The sequence below is a fragment of the Methanobrevibacter sp. genome, from assembly GCF_017940815.1.
Taxonomy (GTDB): domain Archaea; phylum Methanobacteriota; class Methanobacteria; order Methanobacteriales; family Methanobacteriaceae; genus Methanocatella.
The window spans coordinates 1-23,699 of record NZ_JAGAXX010000039.1; the positions used below are offsets into that span (position 1 = coordinate 1).

The following is a 23,699-nucleotide window of genomic DNA, read 5'->3' on the forward strand; positions in this document are numbered from 1 at the left end:
ATGTTTTCGAAGAAAACCCAATTTTATTAAAATCAACTTCATACCAAAATCTTAAAAATCTATTATTATCCGCAGTTGCAAGTCCTTGTTTCACTGATCCTAATGATTCTAATTTTGTATTATTAAAACAAGCTATTAAATTATCATCAACCCAGTATGCTATTGGACTTCCAGGAATTTTATCAAAATTATTTTGTTTAATTAAGTACTTGTTTTTATCATTATGATTCAATGCTTCCAGAACTTTCTCATTTTGTACTGCTAAACCTCCTTTATATTCCGTAAGTTTCAGAAATGAACCATTATAATTAGAATCATAATTTTGATTAGATAAGACAAATGTACATGCTGGAACATATGCTTCTATTTCCCAAAGAGCCAAATATTCTAATTCAATTAATGTAATAATTGATTTATTTTCAATTATGAACTTTCTTAATTTTTCATAATTTTTAATAAACATCCAAACCATTGGAGTCATGAATGCAGTGTACCCATCTTCTTTACAAAAATCAAAGTTCCTATATATAAACATTGAAAAAAGATCTTTAGAATAATCTTTATAATTTTTCTTTGAAAACTCTTTAAGTTGTTTATCATATTTATTTAAATAGGGAGGATTTGTAACCACGGCATCATATTTTAAAGATAATAATTTAGCTTGATTAATCAATGATATTAATTTATTTTCTATTTCATTTATGATATTATAATCTAATAACGAATTTTTCACATTACTAATTAACGAATTAATTTTTTCTAAAATCAAGTTGTAATCCAAATCTTTGACTTTAATTAATGATCCAAATTCAGAAGCATTATTAAAAATTTCATTTAAATAATTTATTTCATCATAAAGCTCCAAATCATGGTTTTTGATAAAATTTAAAGTATCTTCACTTAAATTACTATCAATAATTGGATGAATATTTAAAGGAATATTCTTTTTAAATAATTTTCTATCATATTTTCTTCCTTTCATCATTAAAGCAAAATACGCTAATTGATAAGCTCTTTTATCAATATCTAATCCAAATAAGTTTTTAGTTAATATTAATTCAGGAATTTCACGTTCAAGATAACCTAATTCTTTATAAATCTCCATAAATACATCAAAAGCATATACTAAAATATGGCCTGAACCCATACAACTGTCAAAGAATTTCATATCTTTTACATCAATTGAATTAGAACGTAATTCATTACATATTCTCAGCACATCTTCACTCTGTTCGGGTTCTTCGAATAAATACTGCAAATAATTTTTTAATAAACTATTTTCATTTCTTTCAATCCAATATCTCCCCAAAGAGTTATCAACCATATATTTAACAATCCAATCTGGAGTAAATAATTGAGTTGCTGCGGGAATATCCTGTTTTTGAATTGGTTTGGATTTTAAAGATGTGTTAACTGAATCTTTTTTCTCAGAAATATAAAATTGATATAGCCAGCCAATAATCTCTACATTTTCAAAATAACTTTCAGGAATATTATCAATTAAGTTTCTAACAACACCATTTTCATTGATATACGAAATATTAAGTAATAAATCAAAACAATCGGTAGTTTCTTCAAATAATTCGGGCAATATATTATTTAACTGATTACATTGTTTTAAAAATAAAAATCTGAATAATTCATCCAATTTATTTTCATTTTTTAAATTAATTATAAACTCTTTTTCCTCATTTGAATAATCAAAATCTAAATCTAAAGCCTCATTAATTATATCTGGTTCTAATTTATTTGATGTTTCACTTGATAAAACTCTAGTTTTAGAAGGCAAATAATTATTCAATTCCATGAATCTAATTGCAATTATCCTATTAAACCATGTATATGCAACTTCTTCGACAACTGCATTAAAACCTTTTGAATTGATTTCTAAAATAAGATTGTTGCGTTTAGAAATATCATTATCATAAATACTATATGTTGTGTTTCCCATTTGAAAGGTTTCAATGCCTTCCGATTCACTTATAGAATCCTGAATTCCATTTTTAGTAATCCCTATTAAACTTAATCTATAAATCACATCATCTATAAGTTTATTTCTTGATTCAGTTGCAAAACTTTTTAAAATTATTTTATCCATAAAATCCCCATAATTTAAAAACTTATTATAATTAAATTTTCAATTTGAATTATTTAAATATTTTTTATAATCATCTTATCCCATGTGAACTAAAATTAAATTATATTATATTCTTTTCCAGATAGAAAAACATTTACAACTATTGTAAACTCCTGTTTTTTTATCTCATTTCCTCTTTTTTCATATATCATCACATTTTTCATTGCTGATTTATATATCTCTTTTAACTTTTTAGGATTCGTTTTGATATATGTTTCATGAACCTCATTTTTACTACGTCCCTGAAGACTATCGATATACTCTGCAGAAAGTCCAATGTTTGATGCATGAAACTTACGTAGAGTATGGCTCCTGAAAAACCTGTATTTACCTTTAAATCCCCAGTCCATCTTATCATTAATTTCCTGAAATCTGGTTAACAATAATGATGATGTAAAATCAAATAATGGGTCTTCTAACTTTAAGTTTTCACGTGTTTTTAAATATTTGACAATATATGAACTTGCCTCAGGCGAGCAGAATGTATAATAATATTTATCAGTTTTAATCCTTTTCAAATAAAAAGTTGGTACAACATTATTCTTTTTATCCAAAGTGTCCAAAATAAAATCTATTGATCCTCCATGATGATACTCTTGAGTACCTTTTATGAAATGCTCAACAGTCAATGACAATGTTTCAGCCTTTGCAGTTCCAGAAGATGACATGAAAAGTATCACTGCTTTCAAGTCAATTGGTGAAATTAGTAATGCCTCATGTATATGTTCTTTTGTTGGTAGGTCTAAGTAATTAGTTTCATAAATTTTATTGTATTTAGCTTGTGGTAAATGAGGTAGTTCAAACTCAAAGTGCAAGTAAAATGTCTTTACTTTTGAGAAATATGTCTTTGAAGTGTTGGGTGATAAGTTACTGTTAAGCAAGTAACTTCTAAAGTCCAATAATCTTTTTTTAATTTTACGATCTTTAAGTGGAATTCTTTCATTTTCTTCCGCTCGAGCTTCAGCAAATAAATTTCCAATAGACTTTGAGTTAAACTCTTCATATAATCTTAAAGCCGAATCATATCCTTTTCGAGTGCTTGATTTTATATTTCTATCCTTGCAAAATTTATTAAATAAATTATTAGAATACATATGATAGAATAAATTTTGATTATCTAAATATTATTCTAAAATTTCTAAATACCTTATGCAGTATTTGGCCAGTTTGCTAAACCTTTATAAATTGAATTATAATCCATAAAACTAATCATATTACTTGAAGTTACATCAATAAGTCCTTCTTTATCATATAAAATTTCCATTTTTAATTTTCCAGAGTTTTCATCAGGAATATATTCAATATATTTATTTTTTCTAAATGAAATTGTTTTGTCATCCATATATTTTTCAGTTGAGGATTCATTAATAATATTTTCTGTATCATAAATTAATGACTCCAACTCCCCCATACTGAAATTTTCACAACTCAATGAATAATATAAATTAGTTATCTCTTCATTTTTAATTTCATAATACATATTAAATAACTCAGACAATAATAAATTTGCATTCAATCCTGCAAAAGTATAAATATAAACTTTATTTTTATCCAAATCATAATAAACTGGAATTATCTCTTCTCTAAAACCACATTCCTCGGCTTTATTAATTAAATCAAGGATTGTCTCCCTAGATTTATCATCTAATGGTTTTAGATAATTCCTATCAAAATTACCCAATAAAATATCATAAATCTTTCTACATATGATATAGGAATAAGGAGTCCCAAATCCACTCCAACGAGGTATTTTATGTTTAATTAAGTTATTTGACTTAACATTCATCAAATATTTATCATAATCAATAGATACCACTTGCCAATATCTACCAGCCAAAATAAAATCTTCTCCAGGACTTAATTTAAGAGCATAACCTGCATCAAGAGTTCCTACTTCATAATCCCCTTCAAAAATTTTAAAATCATAATTTGAATTGAAAACAGCATAAAAATTCATGAAATTGAATCCACCAAACTCCTTTTCAAATTCATATCCTAGACTTATCCTGTTATTATTGATTTCAACAAAGTTTCTATTTTTCATATAATTTAATAAAAATTTACAATCATCATAAGAAATATCTAAAAAAGCGTAGCAATTATGAAGTTGAGCATATAAGTCTTTTACATGCACATTACTTATTTCAAATAAAGAACTTAACATCTGATGGAAAAAAATATCTTTAGATTCTTTAGAAATATAAATATCTTCAGTTAAACCTTCCTTATGCAAAATAATTTCTGCTAAAGCAAAAATAGGCTCAATATCTTTTACAAAGTTAATTGTTTTTTGAGTTTTACTTCTACGACCACATCTTCCAACTCTTTGTGAAAAAGAACTAACTGAATTTGGCATTTCAAAATTAATTACAATATCCAAATCCCCAATATCAATACCCAGTTCTAAAGTTGATGTTGAAATCATAAAACCAACATCACATGCTTTAAACTTTCTTTCATTCTCTTCGCGAATTTCTTTACTAATAGAAGCATGATGAATGAAAACATTATCAGAATCTAATTCATTATTTAATCTAAAATGAATAGATTCAGCCATAAATTTTGATTTTGCAAAAATTAAGACTTTACTATCAACATATTTTTTTAAAATTTCCATATAATCAAAATTATCATCATCTAGTACAATAACTTTATATAAAAATCTTGATTTTCCTTCCTGTTTAACAATATTTGCAGGATTTTCAGTATCAATCCATTCAGCAATCCTTTCAGGATTTCCTACAGTAGCAGACAATCCAATTGTTACAACATCATTAGTGAAATATTTTGAAATCCTATTTAAAATTGAGTTTAGTTGAACTCCACGATCTGAATCAGCAAAATAATGAATTTCATCAATTACAATATATTTAACATTTTTAAATAGTTTTTCTTTAATTCCTGACTGTTTATTCATTAAAATTACTTCTAAAGACTCTGGAGTAATAGATAAAAAATCTGTTGGGTTTTTAATAAATTTATTTCTCTTTGAGGGTCCAACATCCCCATGCCACTTCATAGCAGTTATTCCAAAATAATTACCCCATGATTCAATACGATTATGCATATCATTAATTAATGCTTTTAAGGGAGCCACATAAAGAACACTGACTGGATCAAGTTGCTTATTAATAATTTCTGAAAAAATTGGTATCAATGCAGCTTCTGTTTTACCAGACGCAGTGGGAGCTAAAATCAATGTATCCCTACCATCTAAAATACTTGGAATAGCTTTTTCCTGAATAGGATTTAACTCTTTCCAACCTAAATTATTTGATAAAAATCTCAGAAGTGAATAATTTAGCTCCTCATTCATTTTAAACCCTACCAATCATCATCAAACTCATCGAATTCATCTTCTTCAATTTGACCAGTATTTTCAATAAATTCATTTAGAATATCTTCAGGAGTGTTAAAATGAGACTGATTTTGCTCTACAGTATCCAATAATGTAATAAACTTACGAACAAAATCTCTTGCAGTAACTCGACCCCCAGTCAATCCTGCATTAGAAACCATTTCATCTGCAATATTCTCTACAATTGGTCCAACTTTATCATTAGCATCCCAATTATACACATCAGAATGCATATCCAATAGTTTTTTAGATACGTCAAGAATATTCTCTTTATCAAAACCTCTTAAAGTAATCACAGGTGTTCTCATATCCACTAAATCAGTATCTAAAACATTTTTAATCCTATCATCTAATGCAGAATATGAAGGAATTCCTTTTTTTGAATCTTCAAATAATTCTGGAGTTCCTGCGAAAATAAATAATGAACTTTGAAATTTACCTAGATTACAATTATCATAAATATCACGAATATAATTATATGCGGCATCCCTAATATTCTGAGTATGTAACATTCTAATATATTCAACTTCATCTATTAAAACTACCAAACCCGAATAACCTACTGATTTAATAAATATAGATAATGCTTCTAAAAATCCTAATGCAGTATCTTTATCAACTTCACCTTTAACTCCAAATTTCTTTTTAACAGAAAATGGTATATTTGCATCTCCTCTAAGCCATGAAACAGCTGAAGAGGCACCTTCCTCATCTCCTTCAGATCTTAATTTTGCATAGTTTTCAATAGCTGTTGCAAAAGTAGATGAAAATTGTCTTGTTTCTTCTAATTCATCATGAATTCTTTCTCTGAGCAATTTATGTTTTTCAAAATCATTATCTGTATCTTGTGAAGACATATTATACAATTGTGTATACCATTTATCCAAAATATGCTCTAGAGAAGTTCCAGTTTTACATCTTAATGTTTTTGCAATATTTCTATAAACCAAATCAATCTTATTAAATGGAAGATTATGTCCAATAGTGATCCAAGAAACAACAAAATTATCTTTAAAAGCCATATCTTCAATAACTTTTAAGAAAAATGACTTACCCGCACCAAATTCTCCATTTAAAAATTTACAAATAGCCTTATCTTCATCATCTACTTTTTCCAAAAGTCTTTCAAATTCATCAATTTCTGCATCACGTCCAATACATAAATTTTTTGCACCCTTTGAAGGAACATTACCATTTTTTAAAGCCATTAATATATCTTCATTTTCCATTTTACCACAACACTATTTTAAACTGATATAAGAAAAATTCTTTTTTTCACCTGAAGGAGTGAGTAACACCACAAAACTTTTTGCATCTCTAGATGGAATATGTTTAAAACCTAATTCATTAGCATATCTTGAATAAAATCGTTTTAATTCCTCCAAATCTTTATTTATACGATAGCCTTTTAAAGCTTCTCTTAATAGTGATATAAAATACATAATTTCAATTTGAGAGTGATTTTCTTGAGTTTTTAACACATTATGAATTGATTTACAAGTATTTAATATAAATTCTTTCATATTTTCAGAATATGTATCAAAATACATTGGAAACATACCTGTTGTTGCAGATTGTTTTTTTATAATTCGATAATCATTTGAAGTAATTTCTTTATAATAACCCACCCTCAGTACATCAGATAACCTACCAGTAGATTTAATTGATTTTAATTGATTTCTAAAATTATCGATTATAACAGGATGTAAAAAATATTTAATGCGTTTTATTTTTAATTGTGTGGAATTTTTATAAAAATTTTTATATAATCCCTTTTTATTACGAAGAGTAATTTCTTCAATTACTGTATATCCATAACAAACAAACTTATCATTCATACGAGTTACAAGAAAAATTTCATTTCCTGGATAAAACCTTTTTGATAAATTTTTAGTTTTTTCATTCTTAAAACCAATTAAATTATTTTTATCAATTGATTTAATTAATGAGGGATCCACCGTATGAATCCAACATTTATTTTCATTATCAACTGATTCTAATGTTGAAGATTTATTAGAACTAATAGAAATCACCTTTATGTTATAATATAATATTATATATTTAATATTATAAAATTATTATTAATTATAGTTTAATAAGGGTAAAAAAAATGTCAAATAAAAAGAACACTAACATAAACAAATTTTTTAATAAATTATATCGTTCATTTCCAAATATTAAAAGCAATATTGATAACTCACATGATTTATTGAATAATGATGAAGTAAAAGATTTAAAAAAAATCACTTATGTTTATACAACCAAAGATTCTAGCAAATGGTTTGCCAAACGTCAAAAAGAAGATCAAGAGATATTCTTATTTGGTAAAATTAAAAAGGATATACCTCAACCTGCTCTATTTATTTTAACTTTTGATGTATTTTCCATTTATTCAGATAAAAATAATGGAATAATTAATACAAAGCAAGTATATATCAACTCCAAATATTTTATTGAAAATTACCCGGGTTTTAAAACTGAATTAAATGAAACAAGCATTGACATTTTTGTAAATAGTGTTCCTAATAAAATCGATGTTATTAAACTGGGAGAATACATTGAAAACATGGACAATCTATTAAATAATCTAGACATCTTATTAAATGAACTAGAGAAATATGAAGATTCCATAACCCTTATAAAAGATATTTCAAAAGTGGATGAACACCAAACTCCAAAAACTAATGAAAAAAACTGTGAAATTTGCGGAAAAAAACTTAAAAGACATGAAAAGAACCTATGTAAAAAATGTTCAAGAAAAAGACATGCAAGCAATTTACTAATTAGATTATTAGATCATGTTGAACCAGAAACTCCTTTTAGAAAAGATGATTTAAATAATATTTTCTCATCAGATGCTGAAATCAACGACTGCATATGGTCCCTTGAAGATTTTAACTTAATAAAACAAAAAAATAATGAATATTTACTTGTTGAGAAGAGTACTTTAGAAAAATTCATAACTAAATATGGTCTTTTAGAAGATAAACCTATTGAAGAAACACCTAAAAAAGAAGAACCTAAAAAACTTAACAAAAAATGTTCAATTTGTAAAAAAACATTATCTATTTCTAAATTCTACAAAAGCAAAAAAACAAAGGATGGTTTGGAGGATTATTGTAAAAATTGTAAGCGTTACGTCAATACTGCAAATTACCTAAAAGAATTGACAGAAGAAATTGCCCCTGGAAATAAGTTTAAAGTTGCGGATTTGAACAATAATTTTAAAAATCCCCTAGAGTTTACTGGAAGATTATGGGAACTTCAGGATTTTGATTTATTAACTTATGATGAGGATGAAGATGTATACACATTAAAAGATTCAGATATTTGTCAAAACTTTTTAGATAAATATTATATTTCAGACAGCGCCACCATTAAACCTAAAGTAAAGCATGAAGAAGAAAATGAACTTACAAAAGAAGAACAAATGAACATTGTTATTGACAGCATTTTAGATGGAAAAAGCGAAAAAGAAGCAGCTGAACTTGCTGGAATCAATCTCTATAAAATCACTCATTGGTTTAATGAAGGTAAAAATAACTCTGGAAAAGAAAATATCGAATTTTACAAACGTTACACTGATGCTAAAAAACAATCAATAGATTCCATGAAGAATTTTTACACAATTGAATCATTTAACAATAAACCGGACTTAACCATTGCTGATACATTAAGAAAACAACAAATGGAAAATGTTTTAAAAGAAATTGGTTCAGGTTCTTCATTGAAAACCGCAGCATTTAATTCCAATATTACTTATGAAACCTTACAATATTGGTATAAACGTGGAAAACAGAACTTTGGTGAAGAGTATAATGAATTTTATGAAAAACTCAATATACTGCAAAGTCCAATTGACGCACCAAAACCTAAAGAAAAAAAAGAACAATCCCAAGAAATTGAAAATGAATATGAGAACACTCCCTATGAACATATTTTAGATCCAGTTTCTTCGAAATTAAGAAATTCATTTAAAGGAGTAAAAGAATCAAAAACAGGATTTGCTTGGGTGTTTAAAGGATATAATAATTGGAGATATAATAAATACATTAATAATAAAACAATTACCATACAACGACAAAACATTTTCGATTTATATCTTGAAGTTAAAAATAGGAAATTACCTTGGGGAGTAAGAGATTTAGAAAAAGCCAAACAATCTTTAAGTAGATGTGAACCTAACTATGAAACAAATGAGTATAATAAACAAACTGAAAATAAAGAATTAAACCTTCCTGATGAATACAAACATATCCTGGACCCCTTACCTGCAGAATACCGTAAACGATTTAGAAAACCTAATTCAAGTGGATTTGCATGGATTAAAAAAGTCAACAACAATTGGCAGTATTTTAATCAACTTCATAATGTAACTTTATATAATACAACATTATTCAAATTATATTTAGAAGTTAAAGAAAAAAATCTTCCTTGGGGAGTAAGAGATTTAAATAAAGCTAAAAAAACTCTTGAAGAATGCCATTTACAAGAAACCCTTGATGACAAAATTGAAATTAGTTATGAAACTATTAAAAATGAAAAAGATATTTTCAGCCATATTCTAAATCCATTACCTGCAAAATATCTCAAAAGATTAAAATCCAGTGGAACTGCAACAGGATTTTCATGGGTTTATTTTGGAAATAATGCATGGATTTATACTAAAAATACCAAGAATGGCAGAATAACAATTTCAAGATCTAATTTGTATAATTTGTATTTAGACGTTATTAAACAAAATCTTCCATGGGGCGTGCGTAATTTAGAAAAAGCTGAGGAATCACTTTCTAAATGTGAAAAACCAAGAATTAAACACAACATTTCCAATGAAGAAAATATTGACGTTGATAAATTATCCGAAGTAAATTGCATATACTTTAAAGAAAACTCTAACCTAAAAATTATTGTAAATGGTTTAATAAAAAATGATGAATTTATGGATACGTTATATAAATTCAATCAATATGAAAACAACATAAAAAAAATCGTTTCAAATCGACATACCCAACATACAGAATTATTTATCGAACTAGAACTGAACAATGATGAATTTAAAACGTTTAGAGAAAAAATAAAATTATTTGGATGGAAAATGATAAATTAGTTATTTTAACCCAACATAGGTTAAAATAGCTTTTATTTCTTCTTCTTTTAAAACATCCAAAGCTTTACTTTCACAATCATCCATCACATTTTTAATATCTTGTGGTTTATCCCATATTTTTTGAATAAAATCATAACCATATTCATCAGCCACAATCCTTAAAACATAAACTGAGAGATAAATATCATCAATATATCCATATGGTCCGTATATTTGTTCTGGAATAATATCCATAGGAACCACATAATAAGCAATTCCACCACATAAATCCTTCCTAATTTCTTGTGTTATATCATATTCTAAAATATCACACATTAATTTAAATAAATTAGGACCACAATCAATAAATGACGCATATTCCCCATTATATGAATCCAAGTTTTCAATTAAAGTGTCATAGAAATCTTTTAATTTTTCTTCCATAACTTACACCTACATTAATATTGTTTTATACACTTATAAAAATATTTATCATAATTTTTCAAAATACTTTCTAATACTTTCAGCCATCAATTTCCTTCTTTTATCTAAAAAGTCAAAATAATCCATTTTCCAAAACTCAACTGGCAAATCATACGCCTCAGTATAATTTTCCTTTACGAATTCACGAGTATTGTCACTGCATTCATCCAGTACAACATCCCAATATTCATACGGGGGCATGTCACTTATTCTGATATTCACATGATAATCAATATAAATCATATTTGCAATCTGGTTAAAATCAACCTGTTTCAACTTTAATTCGCTTTTAAGATAGTTTTTAGGGAATATGTGATGCCTTTCAACTTGTCTTTTTGGACTGTTTATCAACGGAGACAAGTAATCTTTAAGTTTTATCTCAGAAAACAATATGTTATTGTCTTCAAATATCTTGCTTGCAATATATGTGAATTCTGCAGGATTTGAACGTGAGGACTTCAATCTTTGAGGCAAGGTCACCTCCCAGAAGTCATTTGTCAGCTCGGATGCAATGATTCCCTCTAAATATTCAAGTAGATTATCATTTTCCCTGAAATTGCTCAATTCCTGTTCTATAATTGATTCAGGTGAACTTGTATATCTCCTTGTCAGGATGCTGAAAACAAACCATTTGGCGATGATGGATTTGAGTTCATTATGTTTTAATCCATACTTTACACGACCCAATAAGTATAGTGCATAGGTTTGATATAGTGCATTTTTAGATCCAATCATGTTTTCATTCACGAAACCTGAAGCCTGAATGATGCTTATAAAATCATGCCAATTAACAAGACTTAAGACTTCCTTTGCACCCTCTTTCAATATCTCAAAGTTTTTAACACGCTCGTCTTCAGTTGTTGTCTTGTTTTCCAAATCACGTCCTTTTAAAATAAGATATGCATAACGTAGACGACCTCTTAGGAATGAGTAACTAACTGTTGAACGAAGAAGGTTTTCATTTGTAGGCTCCTCATTAATGACATTGAATGACGTGTTTCCAATTTCAGCAGGCAGTTTGGACTCATATGAGAAGTTCTCAAAACTATCTTTTCCTTCAGGCCAATAAAGAGACATCAAGGTAAAGATGAAATCTGATTGATTGAGAGCTTTACCTGTACTGTTGATTCTAACAAATATCTCAGATACCTCTTCAGGGTCCAAGCTTGATGCCAATTCAATGGCACTTATCTGATAGGAGCTTTCCAATGTTTTAAGTGAACTGATATTTTCCTGAACTTTCATTTCATCAAATTCAAAATCTGGACGTTTTTCCTTTAAATTATTAATGAATTCATTTACGAATGAGAAAATATTTCCCTGAAATATTTCAGTGATATTGCTGACCCATAACGGATCATTTTTAATAGCCACGTTTTGCACTTCAAAAATCTCATCGAACGGATTGTATGCAATTTTGATTTGCTTGTGCTTGTAATTCTTGTCAATAATTTCAGAACCTGTAATAACAGAATATAATGCTGTCAATCTTTGTTGACCATCAATGATAAGTTTTGAAGGTGTTGTTTTTTTATCTAAACCAATAGGCTTAAATTCATTATTACTTTCGTTAATCTTCCATAAAATCAACATTCCAACTGGAAGACCTTTATAAAGTGAATCAAATAGCTCCTTTACCTTGCTGTTGTCCCATACAAAAGGACGCTGCAAATCTGGAAGAGCAATTTCTCCAGTGTCAATATTAGTTATCAAATGGTTTAATTGATACTGTGTTATATTAAAAACTGTTTCTTTTTTCATATTATCCCTATCTAACAATATATTAACTTTATTTCATTTTATCATAAGATTTAACTGTTTCAAGCAATTTTTCCTTATAATTATAAATATCAACTACATTATTTATTACAATACGTTCTTCAACTCTTCCACCATGTTTATCCTTCTGCATTGAATCAAAAAACGCAACTATCAAATTATCCAAATCATTAAAATACAATCGACAGATTGGATAGTGATGATTATCATCTAACAATATTCCACAATAGCTTTTACGGTCTCTTATACTAACTCTATTGGAATTAATAACTTCACTTACAATAGCTCGAACAATATAAAAACCTTCCATTTCCTCTCCAATGGTGATTATATCAGAAGGGTCCAGCTCATAATCATTATCAAAAACATCCTTTAATTCTTCTTTGATAATTTTTTCAAAATATTTAATGCGAGGTTTAGTTAATTTTCCAGAATAAACTTTTTTAGCAATTGTATGAATTAATTCATCACTTGGATAATTAATTTCCTCAAGCAATGCATTATGAATCATTTGCCTGTATTTTAGCTCTTCAACGTGTTCCATTATTTTTTCAAGTGAAAAATTATCTTTAGTAAATAATTTTAATGATTCTATTTTTGATTCAGTTAAATTTCTTAAATCAACTTCCAAAAAAGGATTATCATCCATTCGACTGGGATTGTCATAATCTGTGAAAAAACGGTAAACAATTCCATTAGTTAAAACTCCAATTTTAACTTCACTAACTGAAAAATATCTATACAATTGGTCTTGATGATTTGAAGTCAATCTTACATTTGCAGGTTTACATTCAATTAGCATTTTTAACTCATTTTCAATAAAAAGTGCTAAATCTATTTTTTCAGACTTTTTAACCCCTACATCTGCTGAATATTCTGCTTTTAGCTCTTGAGGATTTTCAATATCATATCCTAAAAATCTTAAAAACGGCAAAACCAATGCTATTTTATTTGTTTCTTCAGTTGTGATTCCTCTCTTTTTTGAAACTAATGCGTTTGTAAAATCAACAATCTCCTCTTCGAATGTCATATTAATAATTTTATAACATTATAAATATAAAATTTGCTTAAAAATGAGTCAAAAAACCGACACAGCTACAAACTCAACGATTCAAGAATTGCCCACTAAAGCAGCATGTCAAGATACCTTGGAGGCAAGTCCTCAAGCTCGGGATTTTTCATGAGCTCCTCCATCTTCTCTTGCTTTTTAAGGTTCTCATCTGGAGAATTTCGTATTTCAACTTCCCCATCCAAAGTGAAAATTCCCTTAAGGTTAATCCTGATTCTCTCATTCTGCCTTTTTTCAAGTTCGCTTTCAAGATAGTTCAGCTCGGAATCTGACTTTTGACACCTTCCGTTGCACTCGCCCTCAAATGTGCAGTCATAGATGACAAAATCAATGCCGTTATTGTCTGCAACTTTCCGTCTGATTTGATTGATGATTTCACATTTTTGCCTGCCGTTCACGTATACACCCTATTAAATTTTTATACAATAATATATCTAATAACAATTTCCCTGCAATTCTCCAAACAATCCGCCAAACCCTATAGACCCCATTAACTAAACTATATGGGTAACATGCCATAATAGTTAAAATGTTTTTTAAAGTCAAACAGAGAATTATATATCCTCAAAATAAAATGGGATTATCCCCAATAACCGTCTGATTTTATTTGCAAATCTTCATTAAAGGACCACACAATAAAAATATAAGTCAGATATGAAAGATATTAACATGTGAGAAAATGGATAATAAAAAAATTATAATTATAGCACTTGTGGCAATAATTGCTGTTCTTGCAATAGGAATAGGATATGCACTATTGGCACATAATGTCGAATATGAAAACATAAACATAAGCAACGGGACAACAATCGATGTTCCGAAGGCTGATGATGCAAGCTGGAAAAAGGATTCAAGTGGAATCAAACTGTACGCATGCCCATCCAAACACACTGCCATGACCGCCTTCAACAGTCAGGAGGACATGAGCCTTACCGGAGCTGCAGCATATGCATTGTCAAGGGACGTGTTTTTGAATGGAGCAAATAACGTTGAGATTTACAAGAACTACCAAATCAAGGAAAACTCAATCAACGGCACACACTATTACATAGTAAACATTGTAAACAACGACACACATGACAACATTGTCATTGCAGGAGATGACCTGAACATCATCAAGCATATGCTTGACAGCCTCGCTTTCGGACTTCCCGGAAACTCAAATGTCAATGCAACCCTTGAGGACAGCCAACAGTCAGTGAGCGTTCCATCCTCAAACAACACCAACAAGTATTCTGAAGAGGACCTGAGAAGGGCAAGCGAGGAGGGATACAACAACGGTTACCTTGACGGATATGACGATTACTATGACGACTATTACGATTATGATGATTATGGCTACGATTCGTCATCAAGCAGTGGCAGCAGTTCATCAGGAAAATCTTCAAGTGATGATGGCAGCAGTTCATCAGGCGGATCATCAGACGTTGAAACGACTACCGGATAACATTTATTAAAATTTACCTATAACAATAAAGGAGGAAACCAATCATGGTTCAATATTGTAGAAAATGTGGAAAGGAACTTGAAGACGATGCAGAGTTCTGCGACGGCTGCGGTTTCAATCTCAATGAAACCCCTCAAAAGGCCAAGGAAGAACCTGTGAAAAATACAGAAAGCAAGAGTGAATTTGTTACAAAATTGCCTTTGATTCTTGCAGTTGTGGGCATTGTCGTCTCAATTGCCGAAGGTTTGGGAACCCCTATGCTTATGGGATGGAACAACATCCTGACTGCAATGGCAATCGGAATAATTGGTGGCGTAATCGGAATATTCCTGATGGAGAAAATGGACGAGCCACTTATAGCTGCAGTCGAGTTCATTGCAACCGGAGCTTTAATCTACATGTTCATCGGAAGGTTCGGTGAGATATCTGCAGTGCTCTTTATCATTGCGGCAATCCTTACACTTTATTTCAAGGGATATTATGCACACAACAAGAAATTATGGGCAGTTCCAGTCCTGACAGTCGTATTGGTGTTCGCATTGATAATAGCAGGCAGCGCATTATATCAGGTGAATGCTGAAAACTCAATTGAAGTTGGAAACATCACACAGGACATCAAGGATGACGGCTACGGATACTTTACCGGTTCAGTTTCAGGCGACATCTATGTGGGCACAGGCTTTGATTATCTGGAGGTTACAGTGAACTTCTATGACAGCCAGGACAAGGTGCTTTATTCCACAATCGCTTGGAATGAACTTAACCCTGACAGCGGAAAGACCTACAACTTTGACGGCAGCTACTTTGACCAGAAGGCACCTGTAAAGGCTGAAATAAAAGTGGTTGACTCTGCGAAATCAACAACACCATTATACACTGAAAACATAACCATTGCAACCGGAAGTGGAGTTTAAACACTCCACACCATAACTTTTTTTACATTTCATTTATCTGCTGCACTAATAATTCTCACCAAGCCATCCCTGATTAATGTCAGGATATCCACATTCCTCGCAGTAACCGTCAAAGTATGGTGCGCCGCAGGAAGGGCATTCAGAATATGAATAATTTGACCTTTGAGAGTAATTATTGCGCCTGCCTGTTGAAGTACTGCTTCGTGAAGACGTATTTTTAGAAGAATCATCACTGCCAAGGCAACAGCATGACGCCACTGCAACAAAAAACAATATTAGACCAATCCAGTCAATCATAACAATCAACATTAACTGTTTTTAATATTTACCAAATTATATATAAATCATTCGAAAAAGGGCATGGGAAGATTATCTCATGCAGGAGCCAAGATAATCCTCAATTTCATCATCCGACAATTCATTCCAGTGTTGAGCGATTCCCCTAACCAGCACATGCCAATAGTCTACAGATGGCTTATTATATTCGCGAAGGTCCACATTGGTGATTGTCTTCACCTCAAAGCCGTTCATTGGCTTCAGGTCAATGGTGTCCTCATACCAACCATAGAGTTTATTCTGAGGACGTCCGGCATTTTCCTCAAACACCACGTGCTCGAACTGCTCACGTGTTATGAGATATGCAACTCCGAGGGACTTTCCCCTTTTGGTGACGTCTAAAAATGACACTCCCATGCCCTGCCATGATCCGGAACTGTTTCCAAAATACATTCCATATGGGATTTCAATTGTTTTAACCGCAACAGGAGGTGTTGTGTCCTCACAGGCCGGGTGAGGCCTGCTTCCCTCATATGATCCTCCCTTTATGTAGCACATGAACCTTTCCTCATCCATGTTGCTTCCGTAGGAAACGTACCATACATAGTCCTTGTTCCATGCAGGTATCCTTTCAAGTCCTGAGATGTCTTCAAGGAAAACATAGACAAATGCAAGAGACTTCTTGCCATCCACTGTCACCCTTTCGCATTTCTTGGCATATAAACTACCCTCTCCTTCAAGGGAGTCGATTGCAGGCATGTCCTTTAAAGGAACCTCATAAAGTTCACCGACTATCAAGGAGTTTCCGGGAACTATTGCAGGATACCATCCGACATTGTACATGTCGTAGCCATCGACAGTGCCCTTGCCAAGACATTGCGAGTTTTCAAGGTATCCGTGATTGGCCTCGCCATCCATCAGTGTTCCATAGACAAAGACTTGCCTTTGAGAGAAATACTGATTGACAGCCTTGATATCCTCCTCATAGCTTTCGTTCCATGGGCCCTTAAAGTCCCCATTGGCCTCCTTGTCCTTGAAGATGGAAATAATCTTTTCAATCATCTCGCTAAATTCCGGGCATAAGTCGGAATGCAGGTCCATGAACTCTCTAAGCCCTGCCTTGAAGAATATCTCCAATGCCTCAATCTGGCCCTTGAATGCCTCATAGCCGTGGCCTCTGAGGTTGCGTGCACATGCCACCTTAAGTCCATTAATTAAGGCTGACTTCGCCTTCATGGTGAAGCGATTCTCATCCATCAGGTATGCCTTCATAAGTATTGCAGAGCAAATGTATGTCGGCATGTAAATGAAATCGACTCTTGCATCGCTTGGAATATCATAAGAATCAATCAGCTTGAAGCTTCCGTCATCGTCCTGAAGGTCAATGACTGCATCAAGGCTTTCAAGGCAGATTTTATCCCCAAAATCGACCTCCTCATCAAGGAAGTCCTTCAAGCCAGAAATCATCTGGAAAAGTTCGTCAATATCAATTTCTTTGTGTGTTTGTTTTTTCAATTCTAACATAGGTAATGGTCCTCCATTAATTTGGTTTAATAAAAAAAATAAGAACTGTGGTGTTTGTTCCTACACTATTATATTTGTTGCCATCCTTTATAAAGTTTTTGGTATTTTTATAATCAATGTTCATAGAAAATTATTGAACATTGGAAATCTTTCAATGATAACATTGACATTATGTTCATCTTCAAAGATGCGGCCAATAAAACTCCTAGGATTCATTCAATTGATGGCAAAAAAAGTATAATAATGAACAAATACCTAAATAGGTTTAATTCACTTGCTTGCAGCCCTCTGCAGGAAGTAATGAATTTCAAACAATGTCAAGGGAGGTGAGAGAATGGCAGAGACAAAGAGCTCATAATTGCAATCATCGGATACATACTTGCAATCGTGTCCCCACTGCTCGGAGTCATTGCAGGTGCGATAATCTATTTCACACAAAAGGAAAATCCGTTCCTTTCAAGGCACGGTAAATACATAATCATCGTTGCGGTGATTGTTTGGGTAATCGGAATAGTCGTTGTGATGGGAGGATTCCTACATTAGATTATTTATTCAAATAATCTTTTCTTATTTTTTTTAATGTCATTTCTATTTAAAAATAGCCATCAACATTATCAGTGAAATGCAAAATTTATCAAAACAGGTAAAATTTCAGGGAATGCCCTATTGATTATTGTGGAATTGATGCATCTTTCGTCACAGTCAATTGGAATCAGCTGATTTTTAAATCTCAAAAGATTCAATGTCAACAGATACAACTCAAATTGGGGATATTTTGTGATATCCATATTGACCCTCCAACTCAAATCAAAATACGTGCCCACTGGCTGAACTTTTCGATTCCGTTGCTTTTTGAAAATTCATCCATGTGGTCGGATATTTCTATAAAGATCCTATCCAGCTCATCCTCAGAGGTTCCATTGACCTTTTCAAAATCGAAAAAGTACTCCTGGACATCAATGTCTGGAAATTCTCCCATGGTCATTTCACCCAAGGCATCATATCTGCGGGCAAAATCCTTTAACTCTTTGGCATACAACTGTCTTGCAGGTTCCATTTCCCTTTTGAACTTGTCTAATCTTGTTGTCATCATTTCACCTAAATTTTTTCATGAAACATTTCAGTTTTTCCATAATTAGGATATTGGTTTGGTCAAATATAAATCTATCCATTTTTCAAGGTCAAAATTGACTTAATCCAATCCTGAATCAATTATGATGTCAAAGCAATATTCTGCATCGAGAACAATTTTTCAAAGTTCGTCAATTTTTTCGAAAAAGTAGCTGTTCTCCTCGCCAAAGCCACGGGAGCCCCATTCATACCAGTACATGACAGTATCATAGCGGACATTTGCCATTTCTGAAGCCCTTTCAAGAGATCCTGTTTTCTTGTAGGCTTCAATAACCTCATCCATCTGCTTATACAGCTTTTTGATTTTAACAGCCTTGAAATACGCCTTCATTTTCTGGACTTCATCATAAAAATAGGCGTATGTTTCGTTGAAGTCGTTGCGTCCCCATTCAAGCCACTGCCAGACATGGTCAGGGTTTATGTGTGAGTCTATGGCGGCAGTCTCAAGGTTCTTGGTTTTCTTATAGTTTTTCAAAACAAGAATCATTTGAGCTTTTATTTGCTTGTTTCTTTTGATCTTGTCCTTTTCAAGCTTGATTTTATTCTCAAGGATTTTTCTTTCTTTTTTAAGCTTGAACAGATTATCCTTTAGGATAAAACATTTGTTCCATTGGGCATCTATCCTGAACTTGAGGTTGTTTTCCCTGCGATTGCAGTCCTGAACAGATTCAAAATCGTTCTTGGAGGCGAAACTTCTCTTATCTGCCTTCACCTGCTCAAGTTCACTCTCCAATGGCCGTATATTTTCTTGAGCCTCTGCTTCAGCCTCAGCAATTTGACTTTCCAAATCGATTATGGATTTATTCAGCTCGTCCAGGTCCCTTTCAAGATTATCCATCATCATCTCCAATATTATTTTTAGCGAAGTTGATATATTAAATTTTTCATATTCCATGATAAATGCAATATTTCTTTTAAAAAGCTATAAAAATTGCCTAAACTATAAAATAATATTTAAATACAGCAATTATTAAAAAATTAGAATGCTTGTGAGCATCCAAAGGAAATTTTGGATTGCAGTTATGCTGTACATCATCATTCAATGGTGCATGGCAACTGCATTCACATTGGTTGTTTTTAAACTGATGTGAAGCCATGATACCCTCCCATAAATTGTAAGGATTCTCAATATTGGTTTGGAACAATGTCACAGCATTGTTCGGGTTCAGTAAACCTAATGAACACACCTTACAATTTATATCTAATGACGATTAACTTTATATATGATTTCATTCTAACTAATAATAGAATTGAAAAAATTCCACAAGGAATTTTTAAATTCGACGTTAATTATGTCATTATCAATATCTAATCTGTGCTTTGCAAGGAACAAACCCTTGCAATGTAGATATTGATTATTCAACTATTTTTAGGGAATTGACCATGTAAGCGGTCTCGTTGGGACTGTCAGATGTTATGAACAATTCAATATTATCCTTTTTAACAAAGCTTCCATACCTCTTGTAGAGTATGAAATCTGCGGTATACACTTTAACTCCTTCCACAATCTGATACGGCCTTTTCATCTCTGCCTCAATGCTTTTCTGATTTCCCCCAGCCTCAAAGTCAAACATCTTGTCATAGTTTATGACATTTATAGCATAGCCCTTGCCTGACATCAGCTTTGCATGGCCCGCATTTATCATCTCGACCGTGAAGTTGCTTGAGTTGGTCGTACTTATGTTGAAGAGGCGAAAGTCATACTGGCCGTTTTGAGGATAGAAAACCTCATCCTGCGAGTAGTCGGGCGTGAAATCGGCAAAAAGCACAGGATTCAAAAACATGAATATCACACATCCGATGATTGTGATGATAACTGTAACTATTGCAAAGTCCCTCATCTCAGACCCCCATGTTATATCTCAACAGGTAGAAGTTCTTCAGTGCCAGAAACGGGTCACCGGTGACAATATAGCTTACAGTCATGAAAAACACTGCATGGGTTATGAAAACCACGCTTAAAAGTGCAAAAATCAATTTGATGTCATCTTCTTCTAAAATGTAAATGTTATCAACTCCTTTGGTTTTTAAAGAGTCCAAATTTAAATGGTCTGGTTGTATTAATATTGTGGTGAGGTTGTTAATGTAGTTTTTGTTTGAAGCAAATTTATGATAAAGAAATTTTTACTTCAAATTCAATAACCGGCAACATATGAAGTTTTCCACCATACATTAGGTTTTTACGGACAAACACAATTTATTGGCCAACTAATTAAATTTATATACAATTTATGACAATATAATAATCAGAGTTCACTTCCAAGTAACTCTTAGATTAGATTATGTATTTAATGTCTCTGGGGTATTGTAGAGTTCATCTCTACAATAAGACATTAATAATGCTTTTTTTACATCCATCATTAAAAAAAATCACATAACATCAGATAATTAATTACAATATCATCCAGCTGACTTTTGATTTCACTGAAATCTTGTTGCCACTCATCATGTACTCATTATCCGGTTGAATACTTTCATTTGCCATTGCGTAAAGTAACATTCCAGAAATAGGATAACATTTTCCTTTAAGCTCGCTTTCCTTATTTTTAACATAAGTAAAAATTTGATATAAATTTCCAGAGTGAACTGTATTGACTCCCCAATATTCTTGAGTTGTGCGAGAATAGTACTTTGTATCAATTATAAGAACTTTATTTTTATACTCAAGATAAACGTCACTCTGGATTTTTGGAAGCATGAAATCATTGCCTCATCAAGCTGCCATTTTTAGCCTCTTTCAATAGGTGATTTCTGATTTTGCTTCCAATACTGCCCAATTTTCTATTGGACAACCATTTAAAATCAATAATTGTGAAAAGGAGCGTTGAGTCTCATGGAAGTCGCAATGTTATTGTTTATAATCTCCTTAATTTCATTATCGTCATCAGAGTTAAGTTTAAGCAGCGGCAATTCAATCCTTCTCCCTTATCAATTCCTTCAATTCCTCGATTTCCTGGTGCAGTTTCTTATTTTCCTCTCGAACAATGCTCAACTCGTTCATGATAGATTCGGATTGCTCCTTATTGTCATCCTTAATCTCCTGAAGGAGATCCGCATCATCCTTATCCAAAATGCGGTCTGTGAGGAATGAGGATATTGCCGCAGTGATTGTGGAGAACACGAATATTCCAATCAATATCAAAATTATTGCCAATACCTTCTCGTTATGGGTCTTAGGATAGATGTCCCCGTATCCAACAGTGGTCAGGGTCACTATGACATAATAGAAATCATCAAAACTAGTGTAGCTAGGACCAAAAGCCATGAACAGTATTGTGAACAATACAATGACTAGAATTATGACTCCTAAAATCTTATGCAATCCTGTCTTTTCAAATAGTTCCTTTATATAATCAAATTGTGCCAATTTAACAACACGGATTAATTTGAAAAGCCTTAGATACCTTAAAATGAAAACTGGCACTCCTATCGGAGTGTATATTAAAATCAAATCAAAAGGTATTGATGCTATCAATCCTATAATGTTTTCCTTATCAAGAATGTAAATCCTTTTTGATGCTGATTTGAACATGGTCATGAAATATTCTGCTAAAAGGATGATACAGACTACCCAATCAAATCGTTGGATACTGGTAGCCAAATCATTTGGGATTTCAAAAATGAGAGATATTGTGATTAAGAAAAGATCCACTATTATAAGAGCAGGCAATCCTCGTGTGTAAATAAAATATCTTAAACCCATTTCCTTATCATACAATTTCATTACAATATACTCCTTAAAAAAGATTATACATAAGTTATGTGAAAAATCTTTATTAAACATTTTTATTGGATGCAACTAGGAAATGCATAAAATCCTGTCGCAAAAAAAATAAATATAAATATTAATTAACAAAAGAAAAATCATCCAATAAACAAGAGGAATTTAAATGAAAAAGGCAACCAAAATTTTAATTGCTGTTCTTGCAATATTCATTGTTGGAATGACCATGGGCTGTGCGTTCTCAGAACCTGTCAGCGCAAAGAAGGTCAAGACCTATGACGGATATAAGGGACACATAAAAAGCAAGACATGGAAAAAGCTTAAAAAAGAGGCAAAGAAAAACTACAAGAAGACCAGACATTCAGCATACAGCAACCACTATGCATATGTCAAGTTCCACAAGGGACACAGCTACTTCTACTCCCCTGTGTATGCAACCTATCACTACGGCCATCTCGGATACCACATAAGCAACGAGTTCTAGCAGGAGAACAATCTCCTGCAATTTTTTTATTTTTCCCGAATCAAGTCCTTAAGCTCAGAAATTTCCCGTTTAAGCTCCTCATTCTGGTTTTGAGTCTTTTCAAGCTCGGATTTGAGCTCGTCAAATTTAATGTTCATTGATTTTTCGACTCTTTCAAAAACTTTGTTGATTTGAAATTTTTTGATGAAAATTAGTTGTGAATTTTTAATTTTATCTAAAAATAGTTAAATTTAATAAATAGGTGGAGTAAAAGTTTTTATTATGCCTAATCAAAAAACAAATACTCC

General features: G+C 31.5%; 24 protein-coding genes. 5 read left to right on the forward strand and 19 right to left on the reverse strand.

The genetic code is table 11. From position 1 onward, the window contains the following. The 5 genes from pglX to ILA26_RS04920 all read right to left on the reverse strand — a co-directional run. Window positions 1–2,098 (reverse strand): BREX-1 system adenine-specific DNA-methyltransferase PglX (pglX, locus tag ILA26_RS04900; protein WP_292894764.1); only part of this gene is annotated, 2,098 nt, incomplete at its 3' end. A 95-nt stretch (window positions 2,099–2,193) separates the two neighbouring features. Next, window positions 2,194–3,231: an integrase gene (locus ILA26_RS04905; RefSeq protein WP_292894767.1), complete on the reverse strand. Its 1,038-nt coding sequence runs from the start codon at window positions 3,229–3,231 to the stop codon at window positions 2,194–2,196. A gap of 53 nt (window positions 3,232–3,284) precedes the next feature. Then, window positions 3,285–5,453, reverse strand: coding sequence for a DEAD/DEAH box helicase (locus tag ILA26_RS04910; protein ID WP_292894770.1), 2,169 nt, complete (start codon window positions 5,451–5,453; stop codon window positions 3,285–3,287). Between the two features lie 8 nt (window positions 5,454–5,461). Further along, window positions 5,462–6,724, reverse strand: coding sequence for a BREX system ATP-binding domain-containing protein (locus ILA26_RS04915; RefSeq protein ID WP_292894774.1), 1,263 nt, complete (start codon window positions 6,722–6,724; stop codon window positions 5,462–5,464). A gap of 12 nt (window positions 6,725–6,736) precedes the next feature. Further along, on the reverse strand, window positions 6,737–7,528 hold the full coding sequence (locus ILA26_RS04920) for a hypothetical protein (RefSeq protein WP_292894777.1): 792 nt from the start codon (window positions 7,526–7,528) through the stop codon (window positions 6,737–6,739). A 77-nt stretch (window positions 7,529–7,605) separates the two neighbouring features. Here ILA26_RS04920 and ILA26_RS04925 point away from each other — a divergent pair, with 77 nt between their 5' ends. Then, window positions 7,606–10,602, forward strand: a complete 2,997-nt coding sequence (locus tag ILA26_RS04925; RefSeq protein WP_292894780.1) for a hypothetical protein — start codon at window positions 7,606–7,608, stop codon at window positions 10,600–10,602. On the opposite strand, the gene ILA26_RS04930 is transcribed toward ILA26_RS04925, so the two are convergent. The 4 genes from ILA26_RS04930 to ILA26_RS04945 all read right to left on the reverse strand — a co-directional run bounded on the left by ILA26_RS04930 (window position 10,603) and on the right by ILA26_RS04945 (window position 14,310). Further along, the gene (locus ILA26_RS04930) at window positions 10,603–11,025 is read right to left on the reverse strand and encodes a YkvA family protein (protein WP_292894783.1); all 423 of its coding nucleotides are present in this window, start codon (window positions 11,023–11,025) and stop codon (window positions 10,603–10,605) included. A gap of 48 nt (window positions 11,026–11,073) precedes the next feature. Next, on the reverse strand, window positions 11,074–12,777 hold the full coding sequence (locus ILA26_RS04935; RefSeq protein WP_292894786.1) for a DUF262 domain-containing protein: 1,704 nt from the start codon (window positions 12,775–12,777) through the stop codon (window positions 11,074–11,076). 76 nt (window positions 12,778–12,853) lie between these two features. Then, the gene (locus tag ILA26_RS04940) at window positions 12,854–13,873 is read right to left on the reverse strand and encodes a type I restriction enzyme HsdR N-terminal domain-containing protein (protein WP_292894789.1); all 1,020 of its coding nucleotides are present in this window, start codon (window positions 13,871–13,873) and stop codon (window positions 12,854–12,856) included. Between the two features lie 95 nt (window positions 13,874–13,968). Then, window positions 13,969–14,310: a hypothetical protein gene (locus tag ILA26_RS04945; RefSeq protein ID WP_292894792.1), complete on the reverse strand. Its 342-nt coding sequence runs from the start codon at window positions 14,308–14,310 to the stop codon at window positions 13,969–13,971. A 281-nt stretch (window positions 14,311–14,591) separates the two neighbouring features. Here ILA26_RS04945 and ILA26_RS04950 point away from each other — a divergent pair, with 281 nt between their 5' ends. Further along, window positions 14,592–15,359 (forward strand): hypothetical protein, encoded by a 768-nt coding sequence (locus ILA26_RS04950; protein ID WP_292894795.1) that lies wholly within the window; start codon window positions 14,592–14,594, stop codon window positions 15,357–15,359. A 44-nt stretch (window positions 15,360–15,403) separates the two neighbouring features. Further along, entirely contained in the window at window positions 15,404–16,273 is an 870-nt protein-coding gene (locus ILA26_RS04955; RefSeq protein WP_292894798.1) for a zinc ribbon domain-containing protein, read from the forward strand. Window positions 16,274–16,318: 45 nt separating this feature from the next. Here the strand turns inward: ILA26_RS04955 and ILA26_RS04960 are convergent, their stop codons facing one another. Beyond that, complete coding sequence (locus ILA26_RS04960; RefSeq protein ID WP_292894801.1) at window positions 16,319–16,582, reverse strand: hypothetical protein; 264 nt, start codon at window positions 16,580–16,582, stop codon at window positions 16,319–16,321. 60 nt (window positions 16,583–16,642) lie between these two features. Then, window positions 16,643–18,073 (reverse strand): gamma-glutamylcyclotransferase family protein, encoded by a 1,431-nt coding sequence (locus ILA26_RS04965; RefSeq protein WP_292894804.1) that lies wholly within the window; start codon window positions 18,071–18,073, stop codon window positions 16,643–16,645. Window positions 18,074–18,439: 366 nt separating this feature from the next. On the opposite strand from ILA26_RS04965, the gene ILA26_RS04970 reads away from it, so the two are divergent. Continuing rightward, entirely contained in the window at window positions 18,440–18,616 is a 177-nt protein-coding gene (locus ILA26_RS04970; RefSeq protein WP_366514882.1) for a DUF4870 domain-containing protein, read from the forward strand. Window positions 18,617–18,687: 71 nt separating this feature from the next. Here ILA26_RS04970 and ILA26_RS04975 read toward each other — a convergent pair whose 3' ends face one another. The 8 genes from ILA26_RS04975 to ILA26_RS05010 all read right to left on the reverse strand — a co-directional run bounded on the left by ILA26_RS04975 (window position 18,688) and on the right by ILA26_RS05010 (window position 22,928). After that, on the reverse strand, window positions 18,688–18,861 hold the full coding sequence (locus ILA26_RS04975) for a hypothetical protein (protein WP_292894809.1): 174 nt from the start codon (window positions 18,859–18,861) through the stop codon (window positions 18,688–18,690). A gap of 14 nt (window positions 18,862–18,875) precedes the next feature. After that, window positions 18,876–19,163 (reverse strand): hypothetical protein, encoded by a 288-nt coding sequence (locus ILA26_RS04980; RefSeq protein ID WP_292894812.1) that lies wholly within the window; start codon window positions 19,161–19,163, stop codon window positions 18,876–18,878. Between the two features lie 162 nt (window positions 19,164–19,325). Then, window positions 19,326–20,042, reverse strand: a complete 717-nt coding sequence (locus tag ILA26_RS04985) for a hypothetical protein (RefSeq protein ID WP_292894815.1) — start codon at window positions 20,040–20,042, stop codon at window positions 19,326–19,328. Between the two features lie 97 nt (window positions 20,043–20,139). After that, window positions 20,140–20,301: a hypothetical protein gene (locus ILA26_RS04990; RefSeq protein ID WP_292894818.1), complete on the reverse strand. Its 162-nt coding sequence runs from the start codon at window positions 20,299–20,301 to the stop codon at window positions 20,140–20,142. Between the two features lie 258 nt (window positions 20,302–20,559). Then, a complete protein-coding gene (locus ILA26_RS04995; protein WP_292894820.1) occupies window positions 20,560–21,045 on the reverse strand; it encodes a hypothetical protein in 486 nt (161 codons plus the stop codon). Window position 21,046: 1 nt separating this feature from the next. Next, window positions 21,047–21,244, reverse strand: a complete 198-nt coding sequence (locus tag ILA26_RS05000; RefSeq protein WP_292894823.1) for a hypothetical protein — start codon at window positions 21,242–21,244, stop codon at window positions 21,047–21,049. A 352-nt stretch (window positions 21,245–21,596) separates the two neighbouring features. After that, window positions 21,597–21,902 carry a hypothetical protein gene (locus ILA26_RS05005; protein WP_292894826.1) on the reverse strand — a complete coding sequence of 102 codons (306 nt, stop codon included), beginning with the start codon at window positions 21,900–21,902 and terminating at the stop codon, window positions 21,597–21,599. 213 nt (window positions 21,903–22,115) lie between these two features. Continuing rightward, complete coding sequence (locus ILA26_RS05010) at window positions 22,116–22,928, reverse strand: ion transporter (RefSeq protein ID WP_292894829.1); 813 nt, start codon at window positions 22,926–22,928, stop codon at window positions 22,116–22,118. Window positions 22,929–23,094: 166 nt separating this feature from the next. On the opposite strand from ILA26_RS05010, the gene ILA26_RS05015 reads away from it, so the two are divergent. Further along, on the forward strand, window positions 23,095–23,412 hold the full coding sequence (locus ILA26_RS05015; RefSeq protein ID WP_292894832.1) for a hypothetical protein: 318 nt from the start codon (window positions 23,095–23,097) through the stop codon (window positions 23,410–23,412). The last annotated feature ends 287 nt before the right edge of the window (window positions 23,413–23,699 follow it).

What these genes read in the sequence shown, in the direction of transcription:
- ILA26_RS04965 (WP_292894804.1), bottom strand. Translation starts at nt 18,073, where the DNA reads ATGTTAGAATTGAAAAAACAAACACACAAAGAAATTGATATTGACGAA.
- ILA26_RS04980 (WP_292894812.1), bottom strand. Translation starts at nt 19,163, where the DNA reads ATGACAACAAGATTAGACAAGTTCAAAAGGGAAATGGAACCTGCAAGA.
- ILA26_RS05010 (WP_292894829.1), bottom strand. Translation starts at nt 22,928, where the DNA reads ATGAAATTGTATGATAAGGAAATGGGTTTAAGATATTTTATTTACACA.
- ILA26_RS05005 (WP_292894826.1), bottom strand. Translation starts at nt 21,902, where the DNA reads ATGCTTCCAAAAATCCAGAGTGACGTTTATCTTGAGTATAAAAATAAA.
- ILA26_RS04940 (WP_292894789.1), bottom strand. Translation starts at nt 13,873, where the DNA reads ATGACATTCGAAGAGGAGATTGTTGATTTTACAAACGCATTAGTTTCA.
- ILA26_RS05015 (WP_292894832.1), top strand. Translation starts at nt 23,095, where the DNA reads ATGAAAAAGGCAACCAAAATTTTAATTGCTGTTCTTGCAATATTCATT.
- ILA26_RS04975 (WP_292894809.1), bottom strand. Translation starts at nt 18,861, where the DNA reads ATGGATATCACAAAATATCCCCAATTTGAGTTGTATCTGTTGACATTG.
- ILA26_RS04990 (WP_292894818.1), bottom strand. Translation starts at nt 20,301, where the DNA reads ATGGCTTCACATCAGTTTAAAAACAACCAATGTGAATGCAGTTGCCAT.
- ILA26_RS04925 (WP_292894780.1), top strand. Translation starts at nt 7,606, where the DNA reads ATGTCAAATAAAAAGAACACTAACATAAACAAATTTTTTAATAAATTA.
- ILA26_RS04955 (WP_292894798.1), top strand. Translation starts at nt 15,404, where the DNA reads ATGGTTCAATATTGTAGAAAATGTGGAAAGGAACTTGAAGACGATGCA.
- ILA26_RS04905 (WP_292894767.1), bottom strand. Translation starts at nt 3,231, where the DNA reads ATGTATTCTAATAATTTATTTAATAAATTTTGCAAGGATAGAAATATA.
- ILA26_RS04915 (WP_292894774.1), bottom strand. Translation starts at nt 6,724, where the DNA reads ATGGAAAATGAAGATATATTAATGGCTTTAAAAAATGGTAATGTTCCT.
- ILA26_RS04995 (WP_292894820.1), bottom strand. Translation starts at nt 21,045, where the DNA reads ATGAGGGACTTTGCAATAGTTACAGTTATCATCACAATCATCGGATGT.
- ILA26_RS04930 (WP_292894783.1), bottom strand. Translation starts at nt 11,025, where the DNA reads ATGGAAGAAAAATTAAAAGATTTCTATGACACTTTAATTGAAAACTTG.
- ILA26_RS04950 (WP_292894795.1), top strand. Translation starts at nt 14,592, where the DNA reads ATGGATAATAAAAAAATTATAATTATAGCACTTGTGGCAATAATTGCT.
- ILA26_RS04960 (WP_292894801.1), bottom strand. Translation starts at nt 16,582, where the DNA reads ATGTTGATTGTTATGATTGACTGGATTGGTCTAATATTGTTTTTTGTT.
- ILA26_RS04910 (WP_292894770.1), bottom strand. Translation starts at nt 5,453, where the DNA reads ATGAATGAGGAGCTAAATTATTCACTTCTGAGATTTTTATCAAATAAT.
- ILA26_RS04985 (WP_292894815.1), bottom strand. Translation starts at nt 20,042, where the DNA reads ATGGATAATCTTGAAAGGGACCTGGACGAGCTGAATAAATCCATAATC.